The sequence below is a fragment of the Aeromonas sp. RU39B genome, from assembly GCF_900156095.1.
Taxonomy (GTDB): Bacteria; Pseudomonadota; Gammaproteobacteria; order Enterobacterales; family Aeromonadaceae; genus Aeromonas.
Map to the genome: position 1 here is coordinate 1 of NZ_FTMJ01000010.1, position 25,919 is coordinate 25,919.

The 25,919-nt window shown below is 59.6% G+C and carries 21 protein-coding genes and 1 tRNA gene; 12 read left to right on the top strand and 10 right to left on the bottom strand.

The window, feature by feature from the left end; all coding sequences use genetic code 11:
* Nucleotides 1-130 precede the first annotated feature (130 nt).
* Nucleotides 131-206: transfer RNA gene (locus BW958_RS13710), tRNA-Thr, on the top strand.
* 110 nt (nucleotides 207-316) lie between these two features.
* On the opposite strand, the gene BW958_RS20360 is transcribed toward BW958_RS13710, so the two are convergent.
* Nucleotides 317-679 (bottom strand): hypothetical protein, encoded by a 363-nt coding sequence (locus tag BW958_RS20360; RefSeq protein ID WP_143233089.1) that lies wholly within the window; start codon nucleotides 677-679, stop codon nucleotides 317-319.
* A gap of 225 nt (nucleotides 680-904) precedes the next feature.
* Nucleotides 905-2,554, bottom strand: a complete 1,650-nt coding sequence (gene pgi, locus BW958_RS13715; protein ID WP_076576325.1) for a glucose-6-phosphate isomerase — start codon at nucleotides 2,552-2,554, stop codon at nucleotides 905-907.
* Nucleotides 2,555-2,856: 302 nt separating this feature from the next.
* Here pgi and BW958_RS13720 point away from each other — a divergent pair, with 302 nt between their 5' ends.
* The 7 genes from BW958_RS13720 (at nucleotide 2,857) to BW958_RS13750 (ending at nucleotide 10,429) form a co-directional block, all read left to right on the top strand.
* Nucleotides 2,857-5,232: a heavy metal translocating P-type ATPase gene (locus tag BW958_RS13720; protein ID WP_076576326.1), complete on the top strand. Its 2,376-nt coding sequence runs from the start codon at nucleotides 2,857-2,859 to the stop codon at nucleotides 5,230-5,232.
* A gap of 1 nt (nucleotide 5,233) precedes the next feature.
* Complete coding sequence (gene cueR, locus BW958_RS13725; RefSeq protein ID WP_076576327.1) at nucleotides 5,234-5,623, top strand: Cu(I)-responsive transcriptional regulator; 390 nt, start codon at nucleotides 5,234-5,236, stop codon at nucleotides 5,621-5,623.
* A gap of 72 nt (nucleotides 5,624-5,695) precedes the next feature.
* Nucleotides 5,696-6,850 carry a GGDEF domain-containing protein gene (locus BW958_RS13730; RefSeq protein WP_076576328.1) on the top strand — a complete coding sequence of 385 codons (1,155 nt, stop codon included), beginning with the start codon at nucleotides 5,696-5,698 and terminating at the stop codon, nucleotides 6,848-6,850.
* A gap of 27 nt (nucleotides 6,851-6,877) precedes the next feature.
* Nucleotides 6,878-7,141, top strand: a complete 264-nt coding sequence (locus tag BW958_RS13735) for a YihD family protein (RefSeq protein ID WP_076576329.1) — start codon at nucleotides 6,878-6,880, stop codon at nucleotides 7,139-7,141.
* Nucleotides 7,142-7,292: 151 nt separating this feature from the next.
* Nucleotides 7,293-8,720, top strand: a complete 1,428-nt coding sequence (gene ccoG, locus BW958_RS13740) for a cytochrome c oxidase accessory protein CcoG (protein WP_076576330.1) — start codon at nucleotides 7,293-7,295, stop codon at nucleotides 8,718-8,720.
* A gap of 52 nt (nucleotides 8,721-8,772) precedes the next feature.
* The gene (locus BW958_RS13745) at nucleotides 8,773-9,750 is read left to right on the top strand and encodes a serine/threonine protein kinase (protein ID WP_083687356.1); all 978 of its coding nucleotides are present in this window, start codon (nucleotides 8,773-8,775) and stop codon (nucleotides 9,748-9,750) included.
* A gap of 70 nt (nucleotides 9,751-9,820) precedes the next feature.
* Entirely contained in the window at nucleotides 9,821-10,429 is a 609-nt protein-coding gene (locus BW958_RS13750) for a DsbA family protein (protein ID WP_076576332.1), read from the top strand.
* A gap of 51 nt (nucleotides 10,430-10,480) precedes the next feature.
* On the opposite strand, the gene BW958_RS13755 is transcribed toward BW958_RS13750, so the two are convergent.
* From BW958_RS13755 to BW958_RS13785, 7 genes are all read right to left on the bottom strand, one after another.
* Nucleotides 10,481-12,802 (bottom strand): Tex family protein, encoded by a 2,322-nt coding sequence (locus BW958_RS13755; RefSeq protein ID WP_076576333.1) that lies wholly within the window; start codon nucleotides 12,800-12,802, stop codon nucleotides 10,481-10,483.
* A 16-nt stretch (nucleotides 12,803-12,818) separates the two neighbouring features.
* A complete protein-coding gene (greB, locus tag BW958_RS13760; RefSeq protein ID WP_076576334.1) occupies nucleotides 12,819-13,295 on the bottom strand; it encodes a transcription elongation factor GreB in 477 nt (158 codons plus the stop codon).
* Between the two features lie 119 nt (nucleotides 13,296-13,414).
* A complete protein-coding gene (pckA, locus tag BW958_RS13765; protein ID WP_076576335.1) occupies nucleotides 13,415-15,040 on the bottom strand; it encodes a phosphoenolpyruvate carboxykinase (ATP) in 1,626 nt (541 codons plus the stop codon).
* A gap of 155 nt (nucleotides 15,041-15,195) precedes the next feature.
* Nucleotides 15,196-16,077 carry an Hsp33 family molecular chaperone HslO gene (gene hslO, locus BW958_RS13770; protein WP_076576336.1) on the bottom strand — a complete coding sequence of 294 codons (882 nt, stop codon included), beginning with the start codon at nucleotides 16,075-16,077 and terminating at the stop codon, nucleotides 15,196-15,198.
* A gap of 51 nt (nucleotides 16,078-16,128) precedes the next feature.
* The gene (hslR, locus tag BW958_RS13775; RefSeq protein ID WP_076576337.1) at nucleotides 16,129-16,521 is read right to left on the bottom strand and encodes a ribosome-associated heat shock protein Hsp15; all 393 of its coding nucleotides are present in this window, start codon (nucleotides 16,519-16,521) and stop codon (nucleotides 16,129-16,131) included.
* A 125-nt stretch (nucleotides 16,522-16,646) separates the two neighbouring features.
* Nucleotides 16,647-17,315, bottom strand: coding sequence for a GMP/IMP nucleotidase (yrfG, locus tag BW958_RS13780; protein WP_076576338.1), 669 nt, complete (start codon nucleotides 17,313-17,315; stop codon nucleotides 16,647-16,649).
* 55 nt (nucleotides 17,316-17,370) lie between these two features.
* Entirely contained in the window at nucleotides 17,371-18,039 is a 669-nt protein-coding gene (locus tag BW958_RS13785; RefSeq protein ID WP_076576339.1) for a glutathione S-transferase family protein, read from the bottom strand.
* Between the two features lie 149 nt (nucleotides 18,040-18,188).
* Here BW958_RS13785 and nudE point away from each other — a divergent pair, with 149 nt between their 5' ends.
* Together nudE and cysQ are read left to right on the top strand one after the other, a co-directional pair.
* Entirely contained in the window at nucleotides 18,189-18,752 is a 564-nt protein-coding gene (gene nudE / locus BW958_RS13790) for an ADP compounds hydrolase NudE (protein ID WP_076576340.1), read from the top strand.
* Nucleotides 18,749-19,564, top strand: a complete 816-nt coding sequence (gene cysQ, locus BW958_RS13795) for a 3'(2'),5'-bisphosphate nucleotidase CysQ (protein ID WP_076576341.1) — start codon at nucleotides 18,749-18,751, stop codon at nucleotides 19,562-19,564. Before nudE ends, cysQ begins: the two co-directional genes overlap by 4 nt.
* 57 nt (nucleotides 19,565-19,621) lie before the next feature.
* Here the strand turns inward: cysQ and BW958_RS13800 are convergent, their stop codons facing one another.
* A complete protein-coding gene (locus tag BW958_RS13800) occupies nucleotides 19,622-20,899 on the bottom strand; it encodes a cation:proton antiporter (RefSeq protein ID WP_076576342.1) in 1,278 nt (425 codons plus the stop codon).
* Nucleotides 20,900-21,107: 208 nt separating this feature from the next.
* On the opposite strand from BW958_RS13800, the gene metH reads away from it, so the two are divergent.
* Both metH and BW958_RS13810 read left to right on the top strand, forming a co-directional pair.
* A complete protein-coding gene (gene metH / locus BW958_RS13805; protein WP_076576343.1) occupies nucleotides 21,108-24,782 on the top strand; it encodes a methionine synthase in 3,675 nt (1,224 codons plus the stop codon).
* 2 nt (nucleotides 24,783-24,784) lie between these two features.
* Nucleotides 24,785-25,846, top strand: coding sequence for a Gfo/Idh/MocA family oxidoreductase (locus BW958_RS13810; protein ID WP_076576344.1), 1,062 nt, complete (start codon nucleotides 24,785-24,787; stop codon nucleotides 25,844-25,846).
* Nucleotides 25,847-25,919: the final 73 nt, after the last annotated feature.

The following is a 25,919-nucleotide window of genomic DNA, read 5'->3' on the forward strand; positions in this document are numbered from 1 at the left end:
CTGTATCCTTGCCGAACACAGAAGTGAAACGCCGTAGCGCCGATGGTAGTGTGGCAGATGCCATGTGAGAGTAGGACACTGCCAGGCACCCAATTAGAAATGACGCGCAGCGTCGTTTTGAGAGTTTTGTGCTGATATGGCTCAGTCGGTAGAGCGCATCCTTGGTAAGGATGAGGTCCCCAGTTCGATTCTGGGTATCAGCACCATGAATATAAAGGCCTTCCCTGACGGGAAGGCCTTTTTGCTTTTGTTGTTTTGTCCATTTGAGTCGACGACGGGATCATTCTGCCGGAACCTTGCCGTTCAATCGGCCAACTTAAAGAGCTGAATCCGGAATTTGGTAAGTTTCTTCACGTCGATTCAGCGAGACCAGCCACTGGCTGTTATGGTGTTGCGTGGTTACACGGGTGCCATCACGGCTGGTGAAGTGGTGGCTTTGGTACTGGAGAACGCGGTAAAACGGTGCGCCATGTTGGAAATTAGCCAGCCAAATTTCTGAGCTTCCATCGCCTTTGTTGATGAGACGATATCCGCACACTTTATCATGGCCATCACGACTACAGGGAACCGTGCCACTGCTATCGTAATTGGTGGGGCCAAATTCTGCTGTTGGAAACGCACAGGCAGTAAGCAGGACGGATGCAGCACAAGTCAGCGCAGCTAAAGAGTGTGTGTTCATAATCAAACCTGATGAAAATAAGTGCTGTCATCATAGGTTTTTCAGCCACGCCGTCACCTGCATCAGGTTGGATTACAGCTGCTAAATAGTATTAAAAATTATATATATCAAATAGTTACTGGATGGACTGTCTCGGTAAGAGCTTTGCGCATGACGGGTTCTGGCAAGGTTGGATAAAAAAGACCCACATTTTGTGGGTCTTTTCGCATGGAATAGGCAGGGTTATCAGGCCTTCCAGTTTTTCCAGGTATTGATCAGGCCATTGGTAGAGCTATCGTGGCTGCTGATCGCGGCGCTGGTGTTCAGCTCCGGCAGGATCTTGTTGGCGAGTTGCTTACCGAGTTCAACGCCCCACTGATCGAAGGAGAAGATATTCCAGATTGCACCCTGTACGAAGATCTTGTGTTCATACATGGCGATCAGGCTACCCAGCATCTTCGGTGAGAGTTGCTTGAACAGGAAAGAGTTGGTCGGACGGTTACCCTCAAATACTTTGAACGGCACCAGATCCTTAACCTGTTCCAGCGTTTTGCCGGCGGCCAGGAATTCAGCTTCAACCTGCTCCTTGCTCTTACCGAATGCGAGTGCTTCGGTTTGGGCGAAGAAGTTGGCCAGCAGTTTCGGATGGTGATCGCCGATCGGGTTGTGGCTGATGGCCGGAGCCAGGAAGTCACACGGGATCATCTTGGTGCCTTGGTGGATCAGCTGATAGAAGGCGTGTTGGCCGTTGGTCCCCGGCTCACCCCAGATGATCGGGCCGGTTTGGTAGTCCACCGGATTGCCGTTGCGATCCACATACTTGCCGTTGGACTCCATGTTGCCCTGCTGGAAGTAAGCCGGGAAACGGTGCATGTACTGGTCGTAGGGCAGAATGGCTTCGGATTCGGCGCCATAGAAGTTGTTGTACCACAGGCCGATCAGTGCCAGCAGCACTGGCACGTTTTCACCAAACGACTTGGTGGCGAAGTGCATGTCCATCTCGAAGGCGCCTTGCAGCAGCGCTTCAAAGTTCTCGAAACCCAGTGAGAGGGCGATCGGCATGCCGATGGCAGACCAGGAGGAGTAGCGACCGCCGACCCAATCCCAGAACTCGAACATGTTGGCGGTATCGATACCGAACTCGGCCACGGCCTTACCGTTGGTTGAGAGGGCGGCGAAGTGCTTGGCAACGTGCGCTTGATCGCCAGCGTGTTTGAGGAACCAGTCACGGGCGCTCAGGGCGTTGGTCATGGTTTCCTGAGTGGTGAAGGTCTTGGAGGCAACCAGGAACAATGTAGTTTCCGGATCCACCTTCTTCAGGGTCTCAGCGATATGGGTGCCGTCGACGTTGGAAACGAAGTGCATTTCCAGGTGGTTTTTGTACGGACGCAGGGCTTCGGTGATCATCACCGGACCCAGGTCAGAGCCACCAATCCCGATGTTGACCACGTGTTGGATGGCCTTGCCGGTATAGCCTTTCCACTCGCCGGAGATGATCTTGGCGGAAAACGCCTTCATTTTCTCCAGAACAGCCTTCACTTCCGGCATCACATCCTTGCCATCGACTTCAACCGGACGCTCGGAGCGATTACGCAGGGCGACGTGCAGCACGGCGCGGCCTTCGGTCTGGTTGATCTTTTCACCATTGAACATGGCGTCGATGGCGCTGCGAAGATCGGTTTCGTTGGCCAGATCGATCAGCAGCTTGATGGTCTCTTCAGTAATGAGGTTCTTGGAGTAGTCGACCAGCAGGTCGCCGCCAAAAGTGGTCGAGAACTTAGCAAAGCGCTGAGCATCGTTGGCAAACAGATCTTTCAGCTGCACGCCGCTGTTGGCTGCAAAGTGCGCTTCCAGCGCCTGCCAGGCTTTGGTCTTGACGGGATTGATGTTTTTCATAGGTGTTCCAGACATTCCAAGTTGTGAGTAAACCATGTCGGCCATCCGGCCGTGAAACCTTGATATCCGAGCGATTATAACCAGTCCGTCTTGGCAATGGTCGTAACAGATTTAAACGAACTGTCTTCGCGAAACCGAACGGTAAGTTTACAACCAAATGACGTCATTATGTGTCGGTAATATCTGCGACGCATTGCGCCGGCGCATGTTCTTCTTCACATCCAGCAGGGCAGAATTCGCTTTACCTTACAGTAAAGGGAAACGTTATGGTGACCCCATCGTCATCTTGTGGAGCATCCACCATGACACAATCACTGCAACTCCCTATCAGGGGGATGAGCTGCTCTCGCTGTGCCGAGCGCATCGAACAAGGCCTCAACCAGTTGGATGGGGTCACAGCAACAGTCAACTTTGCTTTGGAGCAACTGGCCGTACAGTTGGACAAGCCCGCCACATTGCAAACCGTTACCGATACTGTGACCCGGCTTGGTTATCAGACCGAAGAGACCACCCAGCGCTTCTCCGTAGAAGGCATGAGCTGCGCGGCTTGTGCGGCCCGTCTGGAAAAGGTGCTGACGCGCGCCCCGGGGGTGGTCAATGCTCAGGTCAATTTTGCGCTGGCGCAGGCACAGGTGGTCAGTATCGGTAATCTGCTGACGCCGGCACAACTGCGTGAACTCACAACCAAAGCTGGCTTCGCGGCGCACTTTGTCGATGGTGAAGAGCGTGCCCGCCAGGAGCAAGAGCGAGCCGAGCGGGAGCAAGATGCGGAGCGACGCGAGCGAGTGCGGCTGATCACGGCGGCCTTGCTGACGTCGCCGCTGCTTCTTAGCATGGCCAGCATGGTGGGGTGGCTACCCTGGCATATGCCGGCAGTGATCCAGTGGCTGCTGGCTACGCCGGTGCAGTTCTGGACCGGGGCCCGCTTCTATCGCGGTGCCTGGCGCGCACTGCGTGGTGGCAGTGCCAATATGGATGTGCTGGTCGTTACCGGTACCAGCGCAGCCTATTTCTATAGTTTATGGCTCTGGCTGACCATGGGTGAGCATGCGGCAGCGCACCTCTATTTTGAGGCCAGTGCCGTGGTGGTCACCCTGGTATCGCTTGGCAAATGGTTGGAAGGGCGTGCCAAGCGCAGCACCCGCGCCGCGATTGCCGAGTTGATGGCGCTGCGCCCGGATCAGGCCCGTGTCTGGCGCGATGAGCGCTGGCAGGTCGTGCCGATGGGTGATGTGCTCAAAGGCGACCGAGTACAGGTGCTGGTTGGTGAGCGCTTGCCGGTGGATGGCATCATTGTGAATGGCGCCAGTGAGCTTGATGAGGCGGTGATCACTGGTGAAAGCGTCCCGGTGGTTCGCCAGCCCGGCGACAAGGTGATGGAAGGTGCGATTAACCGCACTGGCATCCTCGAGCTGGACGTACTGGCGATGGGGGCGGATTCAAGCCTCGGACGCATCATTCATCTGGTCGAGCAGGCGCAGATGGGGAAGGCACCGTTCCAGCAACTGGTTGATCGGATCTCTGCGCTGTTTGTCCCGTTGGTAATGGCAATTGCGTTGATCACCGGATTGCTCTGGTGGCAACTGCAGGGGAACGGCGAGCAAGCCCTGATGGCTGCGGTGGCGGTGCTGGTGATTGCCTGCCCCTGTGCCCTTGGTCTGGCCACACCTGCGGCGGTGGTGACTGGCACGGGGGCTGCAGCACGGCACGGTATCCTGATCCGGGATATTGATACTTTGCAAAAGGCTCACCGGATCCGTGCCGTTATTTTTGACAAGACCGGTACCCTGACTCGTGGTAAGCCGCAAATGCAGACATGGCAGGGGTCAGCCGAGGATTTAACGCTGGCGGCTGCACTGCAGCAGGGTAGTGAGCACCCGCTTGCCCAAGCTATTCTGGCGGCCGTCGATGTGCCGTTGCCGGCGGCCGAGCAGGTGGAGGTGCATATCGGACGTGGCATCAGTGGCGCGGTAGCTGGTCATCGCATTGCGCTGGGGAATGCGCGACTGATGCAGGAGCAAGGTATTCGCACCAGCGAGATGAGTGAGCCGACTGCCGGAATCACCCGCATTTGGATGGCAAGAGAGGGTCTGTTGGCCGGTTATGCCGATCTGGTGGATCCGCTGCGCACGGAGAGCTTGCCTGCTGTTGCTGCGCTGCACCAGCGCCATATTGCCACCTGGCTGGTCAGTGGTGATGCCCCCGCCGCCGTTGAATATGCGGCGCAAACGCTTGGGCTCGACGGCGTCTTTTCACGTGTCTTGCCAGAGGGTAAGGTCGAGAAGGTGCACGAATTGAAGTCCCAAACCAATGGCTTGGTGGCCATGGTGGGGGATGGGGTCAACGACGCGCCGGCACTGGCTGCCGCCGATGTCGGCATCGCCATGGGATCGGGGGCGGATGTGGCGCTCGAAACCGCCGCCATCACCCTGATGCGCCCTGATCCACGTCTGGTGGTGGATGCAATTGCGATCTCGGCGGCGACCTGGCGCACCATCCGCCAGAATTTGTTCTGGGCGTTTGTATTCAATTGTTTGGGGATCCCGCTGGCTGCATTCGGGTTGCTTAGCCCGGCGTTGGCTGGGGCGGCCATGGCCATGAGCAGCATCACGGTGTTGACGAATTCTCTGCTGCTCAAGCGTTGGCAGCCCATCTGTGCCCGTTCAGAGGAGAAATGACATGAATATCAGCAAAGTGGCCAAGGCCAGTGGCCTGACGACTAAAACAATCCGTTATTACGAGAGCATCGGTCTGATTATTCCCCCGGCTCGCAGCGATAACGGCTATCGTAGCTATGGCGATGCGGCGGTGCGTGAGCTGCGTTTTGTTAAACGCGCCCGTGAGACCGGCTTTAATCTGGAGGAGTGTCAGGAGTTGCTGGCACTCTATCGTGACGAGCACCGTACCAGTGCCCAAGTGAAAAAACTGGCTCAGGAGAAAATCGTCGATCTGCGTGAGCGTATCGCCGGTCTGCAGGCCATGCTGGCTAGCTTGGAAAAACTGGTCTGCTGCTGTCACGGAGATGAGCGCCCGGAGTGCCCAATCCTTGATGAATTTGAGCGGGGCTAATCCACGACGCTGGATTGTTGAGCAATTCGACGGGTGCTAGACTGTCGCTCCTCTTAAAGCGGAGTACATCGGGTGACCCCAAGTGTAACCAAACAGGTCCGTCAGGCTGTTATTGAACAGCTCTATGAACATGTGGCCTTCAGTGTGCCATGCCTGTTGCTGGTGACCATTAGCTGGGCTCTGCTTTTCTACAGTTTTGTGCCGGCCCAGCAGACTCTGCTGTGGCTGAGCGCCAACCTTGGGGTACTGGCCCTGCGCTGGCTGCATGTCACCTGGCGCCGTCATCGCCCGTTTGAGCGCTCTCTCTCCTGGTTGGAGCATGAGCTGTTTATCGGGGTGACCATTACCTCGATCATCTGGGGCAGCGGTGTGCTGCTTTATATTGACGCGCTGCCAGCCTCCTATCGCGCCAGCATGGTGGTGCTGGCCACCCTGATCCTGACCGGTGGCAGCATGATGCTGATTGGCAGCCGGCGCTGCTTCTTTGGTTTTATCATCCCACTGGGTATTGCACTGCTGGTTGAGCTGGGGCTCGGCAGTGAGCAGGAGCGCGTTCTCGCCTGCATGCTGGCTGGTTACCTGTTTGTGTTTCTGACGTCACTGGTGCGCCGTCTGCGCCGGGATCATCTCTCCTCGCTTTATCACCGCTTTGCCAACGCCGATCTGGCCGCCGAGCTCAAAGTGGTGTCCGAGCATCTGCAGCACACTTCACGACTCGATGGTCTGACCGGGATTGCCAACCGCGCCTATCTGGATTATTCGCTCGATCTGGCCTGGCGCCGCTGCCGGCGTGCCCGCGCGCCACTGTCGCTGATCTTGCTCGATGTGGATTATTTCAAGCAATACAACGACCTCTACGGCCATCAAGCCGGTGATGAGTGCCTGCAGCAGGTGGCGGCTGTACTCTCCGAGGCGCAGCGGCGGGAAGATGATCTGGCCGCCCGCTATGGTGGTGAGGAGTTCGCCCTGTTGCTGCCAGCCACCAATCATCAAGGTGCCTTTCAGGTGGCTGAGTTGGTGCGCCAGCGCATCAAACAGTGCGACATTTCCCATGCCCGCTCCAAGGTGTCGGCGGTAGTGACCTGCAGTATCGGTGTGGCGACCATAGTGCCCGACTCTTCCTTGGCGCTTAGCTCGCTGATTCAAAAAGCGGATGCAGCCCTCTATCAGGCCAAGCATAATGGACGCGATCGTGTGGAGGTCGCCCTGCAGGGGCACGCCGCCTGAATGTCGCCATTAGAGTGAGGATTCCTGATGCAATGTCACCGTATTGAAGAGCTGCTGGAGCTGCTGCAGCCGGCCTGGATCAAGGAGCAGGATCTCAGCCTGATTCAGTTTATCGAGAAGCTGGCTGGTGAGGCCGGTTATCAGGGCAAGCTGAGCGATCTCACTGACGATGTCCTGATCTACCACCTCAAGATGCGCGAATCGGACAAGAGCGCCATGATTCCGGGTCTGGCCAAGGATCAGGTGCCCGACTTCAAAGAAGCCCTGCTCAAGGCGCGTGGCATCAAATAGTCCCTGTCGTGACGTGGCATCCTGCCGCGTCACCATTTTGCTACAAATCTGCGATCTCCCTTCCACTCCGGTTACAAATGACCACCTCTGGTAGCATATTGATTGCGATATAATCAGCTCATCATGACCGGAAACGGAGCAGTGAGCCGCAATGGATGAGCGTGACAATAACGAAAAGGTGGCCGGTCAGTTCAACCCGCACACCTTCAAAAGCAGTGATGATCGATTCAACCCCGGCCGTAAGATTTATGTGCGCGCTCAGCAGGGATACTGGCAGCGGCTGCGCAAGGGCATCGGCTGGGTGCTGGTTGGCTTGTTTCTGCTGCTGCCCTGGCTGCGCTATGACGGGCGTCAGGCGATCCTGTTTGATATCGGCAATCAGCAGTTCCACCTCTTTGCTACCACCATCTGGCCTCAGGATCTGACCCTGCTGGCCTGGGTCTTCATGATCGCGGCCTTTGCCCTGTTTTTTATCACCACTTTTCTTGGGCGTGTCTGGTGTGGCTATCTCTGCCCACAGACGGTCTGGACGTTCCTGTTTATCTGGTTTGAAGAGAAGATTGAAGGGCCTGCCAACAAACGGCGCAAGCTCGACAGTGCGCCCTGGTCGGGCGACAAGGTGCTGCGCAAAGGGGGCAAGCATCTGGCTTGGCTGCTGATCTCCCTGATAACCGGCATGACCTTCGTCGGTTTTTTTCAGGACATCACCACCCTGGTGCCGGGTCTGCTGACCTTCTCTCTCGATGTCTGGCCGCTGTTCTGGATCCTGTTTTTTACCGCCTGCACCTACGGCAATGCCGGCTTTATGCGCGCCATCATGTGCATTCACATGTGCCCCTATGCCCGCTTTCAGTCGGCCATGTTCGATAAGGACACCTTTATCGTCGGTTACGACCTCCGCCGTGGCGAGCCGCGTGGCGCTCGCTCGCGCAAGGCCGATACCGGCGCACTGGGGCTGGGGGATTGCATCGACTGCGATCTCTGCGTGCAGGTCTGCCCGACCGGCATCGATATCCGCGATGGGCTGCAGTACGAATGCATCAACTGTGGCGCCTGTGTTGATGCCTGCGATCAGACCATGGATCGGATGGGCTATCGCAAGGGGTTGGTGAGTTATACCAGCGAGCATAGATTGGCCGGCCATGACACCAAGGTGGCGCGGCCCAAGCTGCTTGGTTATGGGCTGGTGATGGTGGTGATGCTGGCGGTGTTTACCTTCAATGCCATGTCGATCATGCCGATGGGGCTGGATGTCATCCGTGACCGCAACCAGCTGTTTCGTGAAAACAGCGACGGATTGATAGAGAACACCTACAACCTGAAGATCCTCAACAAGACCCTGCAGCCGCAGGTTTATCGGTTGGCGGTGGAAGGGTTGCCGGATTATCAGTGGTATGGCCCGCGCGAAGTGACTCTCAAGGGGGGCGAGATCTTCAATCAGCCGGTCAGCCTTGGGGTCAATCCGGACAATCTGCGCGACGCCGCACTGGATATCCGCTTCGTGCTGATCCGCAAAGGGGCGGGCAGCGACCCGAAAGGGGTGATCCGCCAAGAGAGCAAGTTTATCAGCCGTCTGTGATGGCATGTGGGTAGAATGGGGGCATATGCCCCCATTTTTATTCGGTGATGCCATGGGATTTGACTACCGTGACCTGACTCCCGACCTGATCCTCGATGCCCTGGCCCAAAGTGGTCTGGTGGTGGACTCGGGATTGATTGAGCTCAACAGTTACGAAAACCGGGTCTACCAGTTCCAAGATGAGTCGCGCCGCCGTTTCGTGGTGAAATTTTATCGTCCCGCCCGTTGGAGCCGTGAGCAGATCCTTGAGGAGCACGAGTTTGCCCGCCAGCTGGCTGCAGAAGAGATCCCGGTGGCGGTGCCGCTCACCTTTGATGGTGAGAGCCTGCTCGAGTATCAGGGTTTTCACTACGCCCTGTGGCCGAGCCTGGGTGGGCGCCAGTTCGAGGTGGACAATCTGGACCAGCTGGAGGCGGTCGGTCGCTGTCTGGGTCGGTTGCATCAGGTGTCGCAGAGCCGGCCTTTTCACTGCCGCCCGCAGTTGGATGTGGCGACCATGCTGGAGGCGCCGCGCCAGTTACTGGCCGCCGGCGAATGGCTGCCCCGTGCGCTGGCCAAGCCGTTTTTTGGCGTGCTCGATGAGCTGATCGCCCATGTGCGCGAGCAGATGACCTTGCCGGTCGAGCAGATTGCGCTGCATGGGGACTGTCACCCCGGCAACATTTTGTGGCGCGACGGGCCGCTGCTGGTGGATTTTGACGACTGCAGCACGGGGCCGGCTATTCAGGATCTCTGGATGCTGCTTTCGGGCGACCGGCAGGAAAAGCTGCTGCAGCTCGATACCCTGTTGTGCGGTTATGAAGAGTTTATGGAGCTCGATCGGCGTGAACTGCGCCTGATTGAGCCACTGCGCGCCATGCGCATGGTGCATTACATGGGCTGGCTGGCGCGCCGCTGGAGCGATGCGGCCTTTCCTCGCCACTTCCCCTGGTTCAATACCGCCGGTTATTGGGAGCAGCAGCTCAAGGCGCTGCAGGATCAACTGCTGGTACTGCGCGAACCGCCGCTCTCATTGACTCAGGGCTGGTGAAACAATAGGCTTGGCACTGCTTCGGTTCGCCGGGCGTGCCTCACACCGATCCTCTTTAACAGGAAAGATCATGAAGAAAATTCTGCTTTTCATCGCTGCCATGCTGATGCTGCCCATGGCTTATGCGGCCCCCGAATTTCAGGAAGGGGTGAACTATGACGTGGTCAAGCCAACTGGCACCGCCAAGCCGGAAGTGATGGAGTTCTTCTCCTATTTCTGCCCGCACTGCTATCAGTTCGAACCGATCTCTGCCGAGCTGCAAAAGAGCCTGCCTGCCGGTACTGCGTTCAAGAAAAATCCGGTGAACTTCCTCGGCCGTGAAATGGGCCCCGAGCTGCAACGCGCCTATGCCGTTGCAAACCTGCTGGAAGTCGAACCCAAGATCACGCCGGTGATGTTCGATCAAATCCATGCCAAGCGTCAGCCGCCGCAAAGCCGTGATGACGTCAAGGCACTGTTTGTCGATAACGGCGTGAAGGCCGAAGACTTCGACGGTGCTGTCGATAGCTTTGCCGTCTCCGGTCTGGTTGCCCAGTACGATCGCAACACCGAGAACTTCCAGATCCGTGGCGTTCCGGCGTTTTTGATCAACGGCAAATACCTGGTAAAGATCGAGTCCATCTCGTCTCAGGATCAGTTCAACCGTCTGGTGAACTTCCTGCTGACCAAGAAAGACTGAGTTCGCTGATGTGAAAAGCCCGGCCAATTCGGCCGGGCTTTGTTTTTCTGCTTACTTCTTGCGGGCGTTGGCAAACGCCGCTGCAAACGCATTACCGAGGGCCCCGTTTTGCGGGCGTTCATCCCGGCGCGGTGTGTTTTGCGGCCGGTCGCGTTGACCATCGCGCGCACTGTTGCTGCGCCGCTCTTCGTTGCGCGGTTTGCGCTCACCGGCCTTCTCGTCAAGACGCATGGTCAGCGAGATACGCTGACGCGGCACATCCACCTCCAGCACCTTCACCTTCACAATATCGCCGGCTTTGACCACTTCACGCGGATCTTTGATAAAGCGGTCGGTGAGCGAAGAGATGTGTACCAGACCATCCTGATGCACGCCGATATCAACGAAGGCACCGAAGTTGGTGACGTTGGTCACCACCCCTTCCAGCACCATCTCCGGCTCAAGGTCAGAGACCTTCTCCACTCCGTCGCGGAAGGTGGCGGTCTTGAACTCGGGGCGCGGGTCACGGCCCGGCTTGTCCAGCTCGCCGATGATGTCGGTGACGGTCGGCACGCCGAAGCGCTCGTCAGTGTAATCGGTGGCGTTGAGCCCCTTGAGCAGGCTGCTGTTACCGATCAGGCTCTCTACGGACTGCTGCAGCTTGGCCAGAATACGCTCCACCACCGGGTAGGACTCCGGGTGAACGGCTGAGGCATCGAGCGGGTTGCTGCCGCCACGAATGCGCAGGAAGCCGGCGCACTGTTCAAATGCCTTGGGCCCGAGTCGGGCCACCTTGAGCAGCTGTTGGCGGCTGGCAAACGCGCCGTTCTCATCGCGAAACTGCACGATATTTTGAGCGAGGGTCTGGGTCAGACCCGATACCCGTGCCAGCAGCGGAGCCGAAGCGGTGTTCACGTCCACGCCAACAGCGTTTACGCAATCCTCGACCACGGCTTCCAGTTTGCGGGCCAGCTGGGTTTGGCTCACGTCGTGCTGATACTGGCCGACTCCGATGCTTTTCGGGTCGATCTTCACCAGCTCGGCCAGCGGGTCTTGCAGGCGACGGGCGATCGACACCGCGCCGCGCAGCGAGACATCGAGACCCGGAAACTCGTTGGCGGCCAGCTCCGAAGCGGAATAGACCGAAGCGCCCGCCTCGCTCACCACGATTTTCTGGGCGCGCGCCTCGGGATAGCGGGTAAACAGCTCGGCCGCCAGTTTGTCGGTTTCACGCGACGCGGTGCCATTGCCGATACTGATCAGGTCTACCTTGTGCTTCACGCACAGATCGCGCAGGGTTTTGAGGCTCTGCTCCACCTGACGCTTAGGCTCGAACGGATAGATGGTGGCGGTCTCGACCAGCTTGCCGGTGGCATCGACCACGGCGACCTTGACCCCGGTGCGGATGCCCGGGTCCAGCCCCATGGTGGCCCGCATGCCGGCAGGAGCGGCCATCAGCAGATCCTGGAGGTTCATGGCGAACACCTTGATCGCCTCCTCTTCGGCGCTTTCGCGGATGCGGGCGACCAGCTCGGTCTCCATCTGTAGCGACAGTTTGATGCGCCAGGTCCAGCTCACCACCCCTTGCAGCCACTTGTCGGCAGGGCGGCCAGAGAAGCTCAGGTTGAGATGGCGGGCGATGATACCTTCGCAGGGGCTGGCACCCTCCTCCTCGCCGGTGTGCAGCGAGAGCGACAACACCCCTTCGTTGCGTCCGCGCAGCATGGCGAGTACCCGGTGTGAGGGGGCCTTGGCCAGCGGCTCGTCGTGCTCAAAGTAGTCTTTGAACTTGGCGCCCTCCTGCTCCTTGCCGGCAACCACGCGGGCTCGCAGGTTGGCATGTTGCCAGAGGAAATCACGCAGCTTTTCCAGCAGGCCAGCCTGCTCGGCGAAGCGCTCCATCAGGATGTAACGGGCGCCGTCGAGCACCGCCTTGCTATCGGCAAAGCCGGCGTCGGCATTGAGATAACCCTCGGCCGTATGCTCCGGGTCCAGCATGGGATCGGCCAGCAGGGCATCGGCCAGTGGCTCGAGCCCGGCCTCGATGGCCATCTGGCCCTTGGTGCGGCGCTTCGGCTTGTAGGGAAGATAGAGATCCTCGAGGCGGGTTTTGCTGTCGGCCTCGTGGATATCGCGCGCCAGCTCGGCGGTCAGTTTGCCCTGCTCTTCGATGGAGCGCAGGATCACCTGCCGGCGGTCTTCGAGCTCGCGCAGATAACCGAGGCGGCTTTCCAGGTTACGCAGCTGGGTGTCATCCAGTCCACCGGTCACCTCTTTACGGTAACGGGCGATAAAGGGAACGGTTGCCCCCTCGTCAAGCAGTCGGATGGCGGCTGTCACCTGCTCCGGGCGGGCGTTTAGCTCGCCGGCAATCTGTTTTTCAATACTGTTCATGAGTCTCTTGCTGCTGTCAGGGCTGGCTATAGCGGATCGCGTTGACGTACCAGACGGCTTCGCCCGCTGGCGTGTGGACGATAACTTCGTCATCGACCTCTTTTTTCAAAAGGGCGCGAGCCATGGGCGAGTCGATGGAGATGTAGTCCTTGCGGCCGAAAATTTCGTCGTAGCCGACGATCCGAAAGGACATCTGCTCGCCGTCATCGTTCTCGATATCGACCCAGGCACCGAAGAAGACTTTGCCGTCCTGAGTCGGTGAATGGTCGACAATTTTGAGGTTTTCCAAGCAATTGCGCAAATAGCGCACGCGCCGATCAATTTCGCGCAGGCGTTTTTTGTTGTACTGGTAATCGGCGTTTTCGCTGCGATCACCGAGGCTGGCCGCCCAAGCCACCTTGCGGGTCGTTTCGGGACGCTCGACTCGCCACAGCTGATCGAGCTCTTCCTTAAGGGCGTTGTATCCCTCGCGGGTAATCAGTGGGGTTTTCATAGGGTCCATCCGAAGAGAGGTGGGGAGCATTATTACCCCTCAAGGCGCTCCTGTGAACCTTGGCGCGACCATGAAAAAGCGGGCCCGAAGGCCCGCTAAGCTATCACAGGGAGCATCAATCAGAGCTGGGGACCGGCAGCCACCAGGCGCTTGCCTTCATCGTTGTCGGTGAAGCGTTCAAAGTTCTTGATGAAGCGGCCAGCCAAATCCTCTGCCTTGGCGTCCCATTGGGCCGGCTCGGCATAGGTGTCGCGCGGATCGAGGATGGCGGGGTTCACGCCCGGCAGCTCGGTCGGCACTTCCAGATTGAATACTGGCAGGACCTTGGTCGGTGCCGTCTCGATGGAACCATCCAGAATGGCATCAATGATGCCGCGGGTGTCCTTGATCGAGATGCGCTTGCCGGTGCCGTTCCAGCCGGTGTTGACCAGATAGGCTTCGGCGCCCGAGGCTTCCATCCGCTTGACCAGCTCTTCACCGTACTTGGTCGGGTGCAGGGTCAGGAACGCTGCGCCAAAGCAGGAGGAGAAGGTTGGGGTCGGCTCGGTAATGCCGCGTTCAGTCCCCGCCAGCTTGGCAGTGAAACCGGACAGGAAGTGATACTTGGTCTGCTCCTTGGTCAGTTTGGAGACCGGGGGCAGCACACCGAAGGCATCGGCGGTCAGGAAGATCACCTTGGTGGCGTGACCTGCCTTGGAGACCGGCTTGACGATATTTTCGATGTGATAGATGGGGTAGGAGACCCGGGTGTTCTCGGTCTTGGAGCCATCGTCAAAATCGATGGTGCCATCGGCCGCCACGGTCACGTTTTCCAGCAGGGCATCACGACGAATGGCGTTGTAGATGTCCGGCTCGGCTTCCTTGGAGAGCTTGATGGTCTTGGCATAGCAGCCGCCTTCGAAGTTGAAGACACCATCATCATCCCAGCCGTGTTCGTCATCGCCAATCAGGGCGCGCTTCGGATCGGTGGAGAGAGTGGTCTTGCCGGTGCCGGAGAGGCCGAAGAAGATCGCCACGTCGCCATCTTTACCCACGTTGGCAGAGCAGTGCATGGAGGCAATGCCGCGCAGGGGCAGGAAGTAGTTCATCATGGAGAACATACCCTTCTTCATCTCGCCACCGTACCAGGTGCCGCCGATGAGCTGCATGCGCTCGGTCATGTTGAATGCCACGAAGTTCTCGGAGTTGAGGCCCTGCTCTTCCCACTGCGGGTTGGTGCACTTGGCACCGTTCATCACCACGAAATCGGGCTTGAAGCTCTTGAGCTCCTCGTCGCTCGGACGAATGAACATGTTCTTCACGAAGTGAGCCTGCCAGGCGACTTCGGTAATGATACGCACGGCCAGACGGGTATCCGGGTTGGCACCGCAGAAGCCGTCAACGACAAACAGGCGCTTGTTGGAGAGTTGTTTGGTAACCAGCAACTTCAAGTGTGCCCACACTTCCGGGCTGATGGCCTTGTTGTCGTTCTTGCCTTGATCGGACCACCATACGGTGTCCTTGGTGGTGGCATCTTTGACGATGTATTTATCTTTCGGAGAGCGACCGGTGAAGATACCGGTATTGACGTTAACGGCACCGAGTTCGGTCACCACGCCACGTTCATAACCTTCGAGGTCCGCACGGGTCTCTTCGGCAAACAGCTGTTCGTAGGAGGGATTACGTACCACGTCGCTCGCATTATGGATACCGTAACGGTCCAGTCCCAGTTGTTGGGCCAGGGTATGTTCAGCCACGACTGTCATTTTTTTCTCCTGGGTTCAGAGGTTGGTAGGTTCTATCTGACCGTCATCCTACCACCTAGGTGGTAGAAATAAGCGACGGGCATCAAACTTTTAAAAGTAGGGTTTTTTTTTAGTTATAAAGTTAAAGGCGGGTTACCCCGCCTTTAAACTACACATCAATGTAACTTATTTGTATCACTTGGTGGAGTGATATTAAACAGGCTTTCAACATCGCTGCCATCAAACAGATAGTGGCTGCCGCAGTAATCGCAGTGCATATCGATCCCGCCTTGCTCCAGCACAATCGACAGCGCCTCGTCCCGGCCGACCTGCAGCAGGGCATGCTCGCAGCGCTCCCGGGAGCAGGTGCAGCGAAATGCCACCGCCTGCGGCTCGAACACCCGCACCTCGTCCTGGTGGTAGAGGCGATAAAGGATATCGACCGCCGGCAGGGTGAACAGCTCCTCGTCCTTTATGGTCTCGGTCAGCTTTACCAGATGCTCAAAATCGGCTTCGTGATCTTCGCTCTGGGCGGGCAGTGCCTGCACCATGATGCCGGCCGCCTTGGGCTCGCCTTCCACCATACCGGTGCGGATCCAGAGCCGGGTTGGCAACTGTTCGGACTGGGCGAAATAAGCTTCCAGACAACCAGCCAGCGTGTCGGACGACAGGGCGATGATGCCCTGATAGCGCTCACCCTGCTCCGGACTGATGGTGATGACCAGTTGGCCGTTACCCACCAGATCCTTGAGGTTGCTGCTGCTCGGCAGTTCGCCCTCAAAACGGGCTACACCGCGCAGTTGCTGGTTGTGATCGCCATTGATGACCGCCATTTTGACCGGACCGTCGCCTTGCAGCTGGACGGTGATGGAGCCCTCAAACTTGAGGGTGGCGGTCAGCAGGCTGGTGGCAACCAGCAGCTCGCCAAGCAGGGTCTGTACCTGCAGCGGATAGCTCTGGGCGTCCACGATGTGGCGATAGGTCTGGTCAAGTTGTACCAGCTCGCCACGCACTTCGTACTCTTCAAACAGGTAGCGATGGAGTAGATCTTGGCTCATGTTGTTTTCCAGTGATGGCCGGCCGCGAAGGGCAGTCGGCAAGAAAAAGAGTCAGTACTGTTTGGCCCGGATCAGCAGGCGGCGCTCCTGCTTGTCAGGGCGGCGTTCGGGACTGGGGGCAAACTGGCTGCCGAGGCGGCGCGCTTCGGCGTTTGCGGCCTTGCGCTTGAGGCTGGCCTCGGTCTCGCGGTAGAGCAGTTGTGCCTCCGGGGCGCCGCGGCGCAGGGCGGTAATCGCCAGCACCTCCACCTCGCGCTCGTCGTGGCCCTGCCAGAAGCGGATCAGTGCACCCACCTCGACCACCTTGCTGGGTTTGCTGCGCTGGCCGTTGTAGTGCACCTTGCCACCTTCAATCATCTCGCGGGCGGTGCTGCGGGCCTTGTAGAAGCGGGCCGCCCACAGCCACTTGTCCAGGCGAACAGATTCGGGGTTCTCCTGTTGCATCGCAGCTCTCCTGATATCTCCCGGTACGGGTCAGTGAGTATACCAGAGGGGAGCCGCTGCATGGATCACTGTGCGCGGGTCAGCAGCTGATGCAGAGCTTGCGGTGACTTCTGACCGCGCCGGTGTCAGAGCCTAAGCGGCAGCAGGTCGGCGTAATCGTCCAGCGCCGGGAAGCGGGTGAAGGTGAGCGGCGGATTGCCACTATCCGGGTGACGAATGCCGAGCTGGTAGGCTACGCCAAACTCGGCAGAGGCCGCCAGAATCCGCTCGCTGTCATCAATAAACAGGGTGCGCGTCGGGTCAAACGCCACCCGCGCGGCCAGCGCCTGCCAGCTGCGCTGGCTCTCTTTCGACCAGCCCAGTTCGTGGGTGCTGACGATGCGATCGAGGTGGGCATCGAGCCCGAGCCTCGGTACCTTGACCTCCAGACTGGCCGGATGGGCGTTGGTAAACAGGATGCGCTGCTTGCCGGCGGCTTTCAGTGCCTCGAGAAACGGGATGACGTTGGGGCGCCAGCGGATTTTCTCGAGGATCTCCTGCTTTAGCGCCCGTATATCCAGCCCCAGCGTCTCGCTCCAGTAATCCACGCAATACCAATTCAGGGTGCCGGCCACGGCGCCGTAATGGGCATCGATGCGCCGCTTTGCCTCATCTGCTGTCAGACCGTGCAGGCGGGCATAACGCTCGGGGACCAGAGTCAGCCACAGGTGGTTGTCGAAATGGAGATCGATCAGGGTGCCATCCATGTCGAGCAACACGGTATCGATGGCGTGCCAGGGCAGGGGGTGGGTCATGCAGCGCTCCTTGAGTGGGGCGGGCAGTATATCAGCTGCACCGCCCCGCGGCAGATTACCCCCGCATGCCGCCGAAGCGGGCGATCAGCTCGTCATCATTGCCAAGGCGCTCGGTTTCAGCCAGTGCGGCCTGTTCCCACTCCTGCATGGCCGGATGGCGCAGCATGGTCTTCATGTAGGGTTTGAGATCCTCCGGTATGGCCACCTGATAGCTGTGCAGACGCCACACCACAGGGGCAAACATGGCATCGGCAATCGAGAAGGGGCCAAACAGATAGGGGCCGGATTCGGCCATGGCCTGCGCCTCGCGCCAGAGGGTGAAGATCCGCTCCAGATCGCGGGTCAGCGCGGCATCGGCTGGCGCCCCATTCAGACGCAAGCGGATGTTCATCGGCAGCTGGCTGCGCAGGGCGGTAAAGCCAGAGTGCATTTCAGCGCTGATGCTGCGGGCCCGGGCGCGTAGCTCAACCTGCTCGGGCCACATCTCGGGGTGGCGTTCGGCCAGATATTCGGCGATGGCGAGACTGTCCCACACCTGCAGCGGGCCGTCATGCAGACAAGGAACCAGACCACTGGCGGAGTAGCCCTGATGGCGCGCCGAAACGCCCTGACCGGTCAGGGATACTTTCACGGTCGAGAAGGGAATCGCGAAGTGCTTGAGCAAAATCCAGGGGCGCAGCGACCAGGACGAGTAGTTCTGGTTACCGATATAGAGTGTGAACATGAGACCTCCCGAAGTGGATGTCCTTGATGACATCCCTATGATGCTGCCGTTTTGTACTCACCCTATGGTGGTAGGTGAGCATCCGTTGATAGCCGAGCCGTGCCGAGTCGTTTACTCTTGGGTCAAGGATTCCAGCCCAGTGACCCGTCATGGACCACGATAAAGTCAAACCTGAAATACTCAAGGCCGAACTGGTCGCAGAGAGCCGCCTGTTCAAGGTGGAGTCGCTCCATCTCAAGTTCTCCAACGGCGAAGAGCGTCTCTATGAACGGATGCGCGGCGGCAACCGGGGCGCTGTGATGGTGGTTCCCATGCTGGACGCCGACACGCTGCTGCTGATCCGCGAATACGCCGCCGGCACCCACAGCTACGAGCTGGGATTCCCCAAAGGGTTGATCGATCCGGGCGAAGATATTTTCGAGGCGGGCAACCGCGAGTTGATGGAAGAGGCGGGCTTTGCCGCTCGTGAACTGATTCCACTTAAACAGGTGTCGCTGGCACCCGGCTATTTTTCGAGCCGGATGGATATCCTGCTGGCCCGCGACCTCTATCCGGAGCAGCGCGAAGGGGATGAGCCAGAGCCGCTTGATGTGATTCCCTGGCCGTTGAGTGATATCGATGCGCTGCTGGCGCGCCCTGACTTTACCGAATCGCGCAGCCTGAGCGCCCTGTTCCTGGCGCAAAAGTGGCTGTCCGAGGAGTCCGCATTATGAACCCTCATCCGGCTACACTGCTACCGGCGGTCTGCGCGCTGGCGCGCCGTGCCGGTCAGATGCTGCTGGAATTTCGCCGGCATGGGCAGTTTGAACAGTGCACCAAGGCCGATCTCTCCCCTGTCACCAGCGCCGATCTGGCGGTGGACGCCTTTCTCAAGCAGGCGCTGGGCGAGCTAACGCCTCACTGGCCGGTGTTGACCGAAGAGGGCGAGCAACCCAGCTTGGCCGAGCGTGCCGGCTGGTCGCACTACTGGCTGGTGGACCCGCTCGATGGCACTGGCGAGTTCATCACCGGTAGCAGTGATTACGCCACTCTGATTGCGCTGGTGGTCGATCATCAGCCGGTGCTCGGGGTGGTCTATACACCGCACAGCGACCGGCTGTATCGGGCGGTGCGTGGGGGTGGCGCTTTTTGCGAGCAGCAAGGGGTAAGCCGACCGCTGCAGGTGCGTCGTCACGACTTGCGTCCCTCGGCCCTGACGGTGGCGGTCAGCCGTCATCAGGATCTGGCTGCGCTTGGGGCGACCCTCAGCGATGAGTGCCGCTACGAGTGGCTGGTCTGCGGGTCGAGTTCGCTCAAATCCTGTCTGGTCGCTGAAGGCCGCGCCGATTGCTATGTGCGGCTGGGGCCGACCGGTGAGTGGGATACCGCCGCAGCCCAGTGCATTGTTGAGGAGGCCGGAGGCGTCATCCGTACTCTTTCCCAGCAGCCACTGACCTATAACCGGCGTGAAAGCCTGATGAACCCGGATTTTATTACCCAGGGCGACCCGGCGTTGCCCTGGTTGCAGTTGGTGCGGCAGCAGTGACGTAGTCGGCGCGGATCATGCCAAGAAGAAGGGCGGCCAGTGGCCGCCCTTGTCGTATCAGTATTCGCCGTTGAGCTGTTTGGCCCGCTGAATCATGGGGGTGATGGTCATCCCCTGAATCACGATGGAGAACATCACCACGGCGTAGGTCATCACCAGAATGACTTGGCGCAGATCCACCCCATGCTCCGGTAGCATCATCTTGCCAGCCGGCAGTGCCAGTGCCATCGCCATCGCCAGACCGCCACGCAGGCCGCCCCAGGTCAGGATGCGCACCGAGTAGGTGTTGTAGGTGCGGAAGCGGCGAAACACCACATAGGGCGCAGATACGCTGAGAAAGCGAGCGACCAGGCAGAGCGGTACGGCGATGATCAGCAGCACCCAGTCGTGCACATCGAGGCGCATCAACACCACGGCCAGACCGATCAGCAGGAACAGCAGGGCGTTGAGGAACTGGTCCATCAGCTCCCAGAAGTGATCCAGATTGTGCTGGCTCTGCTCGGAGAATCCTTTATGACGAGTCCAGTTACCGACCATGATGCCGGTGACCACCATCGCCAGAGCACCCGAGACACCCAGCATGTTGGCCAGAGCAAAGCCGGCGGTCGGAATGCACAGCGTCAGCAGCAGTTCGAGGGCGTGGTCATCGGTGGCGCTAATCATGTAATGGGCAATCACACCCAGCACAGCACCAAACAGGATGCCACCGAGCGCTTCATGCAGGAACAGGCCGGCTACGCTGCCAAAGGTCGGTTCGACACCGCCGAAGGCAACGGCAAACACGGTGGCGAAAATCACCAGACCCACACCGTCGTTGAACAGCGACTCCCCTTCGATCTGGATGGCAATTTGGGGCGGCGCCTTGAGTTTCTTGACGATGGCCAGCACCGCAATCGGGTCGGTCGGGGAGATCAGGGCGCCAAACAACATGCAGTAGACCAGCGGAATGTCCCAGCCAAACAGGCCGGCCAGCCACCAGAAACCGAAACCGACAATGAAGGTCGAGAGCAGGGTTGAGACCACCGCCATGATGGCGATTTCCCACTTCTGATCGCGCAGGGCTGGCAGTTTGATGCCGATCCCGCCTGCAAACAGCAGGAAGCCGAGAATGCCTTTGAGCAGGAAGTTTTCAAAATCGATGCTCTCCATCACATGAACAGCGATGGGCTCGAGATTGAACCAGCCCATCTTGCCGAACAGAACGATCAGCACAGAGAGCAGCATGGAGCCAGCGGTAATGGCGATGGTGGTTTGAATCCGAATGACATACTGGTTGGCGAAGGCAATCAGGATCGCCAGCGCAGCCAGAAAACAGAGCGTGTAATAAACGTTCATTGTTATCGTGTCTCGATGGTGTGACGGCAAGCAGTGTTAGCCTCTTTCAGGGCTCGCCTAGGGTACTATCGGGAGTTATTTTCATCATCACCTATTTTATCCGGCGCGCTTGCAAAGATAGACAGATAGACGGCTAGATTTCTATTCTCGCCAAATTGCTGCTAGGATGAGCGCACGCTGTACGGAATGAAAACGAAAGGAGAGTGTCGTGGCGCAAACACAACAGAGTCTGGAGGCGCATCTTGCCAAGCGGATCCTGATTATCGATGGTGGCATGGGCACCATGATTCAGGGTTACAGGCTGGCCGAAGCCGACTACCGGGGAGCCCGTTTTGCCGACTGGCCGAGCGATCTCAAGGGTAACAACGACCTGCTGGTGTTGACCAAGCCGGAGGTGATCCGCGCTATCCACGATGCCTACTGTGAAGCGGGCGCCGACATTCTCGAAACCAACACCTTCAACGCCACCACCATCGCCATGGCGGACTACCGCATGGAGTCCCTGTCGGCCGAGATCAACCGTGAAGCGGCGCGGCTGGCCCGCGCGGTTGCCGACGAGTGGACCGCCAAAGAGCCGCACAAGCCGCGCTTTGTAGCCGGGGTGCTGGGTCCGACCAACCGTACCGCGTCGATTTCGCCGGACGTTAACGATCCGGGCAAGCGTAACGTCAACTTTGACGAGCTGGTGACCGCCTATCGTGAGTCAACCCGCGCCCTGATTGAAGGGGGCTCGGATCTCATCCTGATCGAGACTATTTTCGATACCCTCAACGCCAAGGCGGCCGCCTTCGCCGTCGAGTCGGTGTTTGATGACATGCAGCTGCGCCTGCCGGTGATGATCTCCGGGACCATCACCGACGCCTCCGGCCGCACCCTGTCCGGCCAGACCACCGAAGCCTTCTATAACGCCCTGCGCCACGTCAAACCGATCTCGTTTGGCCTGAACTGCGCGCTGGGCCCGGATGAGCTGCGTCAATATGTCGCCGAGCTGTCGCGTATCTGCGAATGCAACGTCAGCGCCCACCCCAACGCCGGTCTGCCCAACGCCTTTGGTGAATACGATCTGGATGCTGCCGAGATGGCGAGCCATATTCGCGAGTGGGGCCAGAGTGGCTTTCTTAACCTGGTGGGGGGGTGTTGCGGTACCACCCCGGCCCATATTCGTGCCATTGCCGAGGCGGTGGCCGATCTGGCGCCACGCCCGTTGCCGACACTCCCTGTCGCATGTCGCCTCTCCGGTCTCGAGCCGTTGACCATCGATGCCGACTCCATGTTCGTCAACGTCGGTGAGCGGACCAACGTCACCGGCTCGGCGCGCTTTAAGCGCCTGATCAAAGAGGAGCTTTACGACGAAGCCCTCGAGGTGGCCAAGCAGCAGGTGGAGAGTGGCGCCCAGATCATCGATATCAACATGGACGAGGGGATGCTCGACGCCGAGAAGGCGATGGTGCGATTCCTCAACCTGATCGCCGCCGAGCCGGACATCGCCCGGGTGCCGGTGATGATCGACTCTTCCAAGTGGGAAGTGCTGGAAGCTGGCCTCAAGTGCGTGCAGGGCAAGGGGATCGTCAACTCCATCTCCATGAAGGAGGGCGAGGAGAAGTTTATCGCTCAGGCCCGCCTTATCCGCCGCTACGGCGCCGCCGTCATCGTCATGGCGTTTGACGAGGTGGGGCAAGCCGATACCCGGGCGCGCAAGACCGAGATCTGCCAGCGTGCCTACCGCATTCTGGTCGAACAGGTGGGTTTCCCGCCGGAAGACATCATTTTTGACCCCAACATCTTTGCGGTGGCGACCGGCATCGATGAGCACAACAACTACGCGGTGGACTTCATCGAAGCGGTGAAGGACATCAAGGAGACCCTGCCGCACGCCATGATCTCGGGCGGCGTTTCCAACGTCTCGTTCTCCTTTCGCGGGAACGAGCCGGTGCGCGAGGCGATCCACGCCGTGTTCCTCTACCACGCCATCAAGAACGGTATGGACATGGGGATCGTCAACGCCGGTCAGCTCGCTATCTATGAAGAGATCCCGCCTGAGCTCAAAGAGAAGGTGGAGGCCGTGGTGCTCAACACCCACTCCGGCGCCACCGAAGAGCTGCTGGCGATCGCCGAGAAGTATCGCGGGGGCGGCGCCGAAGCGGCCGATCCGCGTGAGCAGGAGTGGCGCAGCTGGCCGGTTGGCAAGCGTCTTGAACATGCGCTGGTCAAAGGCATTACCGACTTTATCGAAGAGGACACCGAAGAGGCGCGCGCCCAGGCCGAGCGGCCGCTGCACGTCATCGAAGGGCCGTTGATGGACGGCATGAACGTGGTTGGTGACCTGTTTGGCACCGGCAAGATGTTCCTGCCGCAGGTGGTGAAATCGGCGCGGGTCATGAAGCGGGCGGTGGCCTATCTGCAACCTTACATCGAGGCAGAGAAATCCGGCGGCACCAGCAACGGCAAGATTGTGCTCGCCACCGTGAAGGGCGATGTGCACGACATCGGCAAGAACATCGTCGGCGTGGTGCTCGCCTGTAACAACTACGAGATCGTCGATCTCGGCGTGATGGTGCCTGCCGAGACCATTCTCAAGACAGCGCGGGAAGTCGGTGCCGACATCATCGGCCTGTCGGGCCTGATCACTCCGTCCCTCGACGAGATGGTGCACGTGGCCAAAGAGATGGAGCGTCAGGGCTTCAAGCTGCCGCTGCTGATTGGCGGTGCGACCACCTCCAAAGCGCACACTGCGGTCAAGATCGAGCAGAACTACTCCGAGCCGGTGGTGTATGTCTCGAATGCCTCCCGTGCGGTCGGGGTCGCGCAGAGTTTGCTCAGTGAGGATCTCAAGCCGGCATTTGTCGAGCGCCTGCGCAAAGAGTACGAGGTGGTGCGCGAGCAGCACGCGCGCAAGCAGCCGCGCACACCGCCGGTGTCGCTGGCCGCCGCCCGCGCCAACAAGCATCAGCTCGACTGGGCCAATTATCAGCCGCCGCAGCCCAAGCAGAGCGGCGTACAGGTGATCGACAACATGCCGATCGCCACCTTGCGCCGCTACATTGACTGGACGCCGTTTTTCCTGAGCTGGGAGCTGGCCGGTAAATTCCCGCGCATCCTCGAAGATGAGGTGGTGGGCGAAGAGGCCACGCGTCTCTATGCCGATGCGCTGGCCCTGCTCGACCGGCTCGAAGCCGATGGGCCGATCCGCTGCGCCGGTATCTTTGGCCTGTTCCCGGCCAATGCGGTGGGTGACAGCATTGAGGTGTATGCCGACGAGTCGCGCCAGCAGGTGATCGAAACCCTGCACCACCTGCGCCAGCAGAGCGAGAAGAAAGATTTCCCCAACTACTGCCTGGCCGACTATGTGGCCCCGAAAGAGAGTGGTGTCGCCGACTGGGTGGGCGCCTTCGCGGTGACCGGGGGCATTGGCGAGGACGAGGTGGCCAAGGCTTACAAGGCCGAGCATGACGATTACAACGCAATTCTGGTACAGGCGGTGTGTGACCGGCTGGCCGAGGCGTTTGCCGAATATCTGCACGAGCAGGTGCGCAAGGTGCACTGGGGTTATGCGGCGGATGAGAATCTCTCCAACGATGAGCTGATCCGCGAAAACTATCAGGGCATCCGCCCGGCGCCCGGTTATCCGGCCTGCCCGGAGCACAGCGAAAAAGCGCCCATCTGGCGGCTGCTCGGGGTGGAGGAGAAGATCGGCATGCGCCTGACCGACTCTTACGCCATGTGGCCGGGAGCGGCGGTATCGGGTTGGTACTTCTCCCATCCGGACAGCCGCTATTTCGCGGTGGCCCAGATCCAGCGCGACCAGCTGGAAGATTATGCGGCGCGCAAGGGCATGAGTCTGGAAGAGGCCGAGCGCTGGTTGGCGCCCAATCTGGGAGCATAACCATGCATATCGGGTTTGTGGGTCTCGGCAGTGTGGTCGAGACCGCCTATCTGCCGGCGCTGCGGGAGCTGGCGCCGGCGCTGACCTTGAGCGGTTTCGATCCGGCGCGTGTACTGCCCGGTGTGCGCCCCATGCCCTCGCTGGCCGCGTTACTGGCCGAGCCGCTGGACCGGCTGGTGATCGCCACCCCGTCGCTACTGCATCTGCCAACGCTGGAAGCGGCACTGGCCAGCGCAGTCCCTGGCATTCTGGTGGAAAAACCGGTGGTGGCGACCCTGGCCCAGCAACAGCAGTTGTTGGCGCTGCTCAATGACGAGCGCGCGGCCGGTCGGCTGCTGGCTCTCGATCACTGGATGGCGCGCAGCGCCGTGCAAGAGTGGCTGCATGGTCAGCTGGGCAATGAATGGCACAGCGAATCTGCTTCTCTACCCGTCCCGCCCGCGGTGACGCTGGCGGATATCGAGCGGTTGGAAGGTTTTCTGCTCGAGCCCTCCGGTTTCGATGCGGCGGGCCATCCGATTGCGCTCAACTTTGCCACCGGCGAGCCGGATCGCCGCGAGTTTCGCCACCCCGACGGGGTGATTCTCGATATCGGTACCCATCTGCTGGCGATGCTACGCGAGCTGCTGGCGGCGCTCGGGGGCGATACGGCCCTGACACTGCAAGCACGTGATGTGTGTGACCGGCTCGGCAACCCGATTTGCGTGGGCGATCTGCACAGCGCCGAAGGGCAAGCCTGCCTGCATGGCACTGCCGCCGGCGTGCCGCTGACGCTCTGGCTCAACAAATACGCCGGCCCCGGCGTGGAGCGCAAGGGGCTCTGCCTGCACCTGCGTGGCGAGCGTCGGCTTGAGCTCGATCGCAGCGGCAATTGCGAGTGGCTCACCTATCACGCCGACGGACAGAGCTGGCGCTGGCAGCGTAGCGGCGCCCTCTATCGCCACTGCATCGCGCTGACCTTGCTCGCCCCCTGGCGCAGTGAGTGGCAGGCGGTCACCCGGCGCCGGCTGCAGGAGGTTGCTTGCCTGCTGACCCTGCAACAGAGCCTGCGCGGCCGGCACTGAGAGGGCTTTTACCGCATTTATGCTGCACACCGATTGGTGTTGTCATATGAACGTGGCACCCTGTGCACACTCT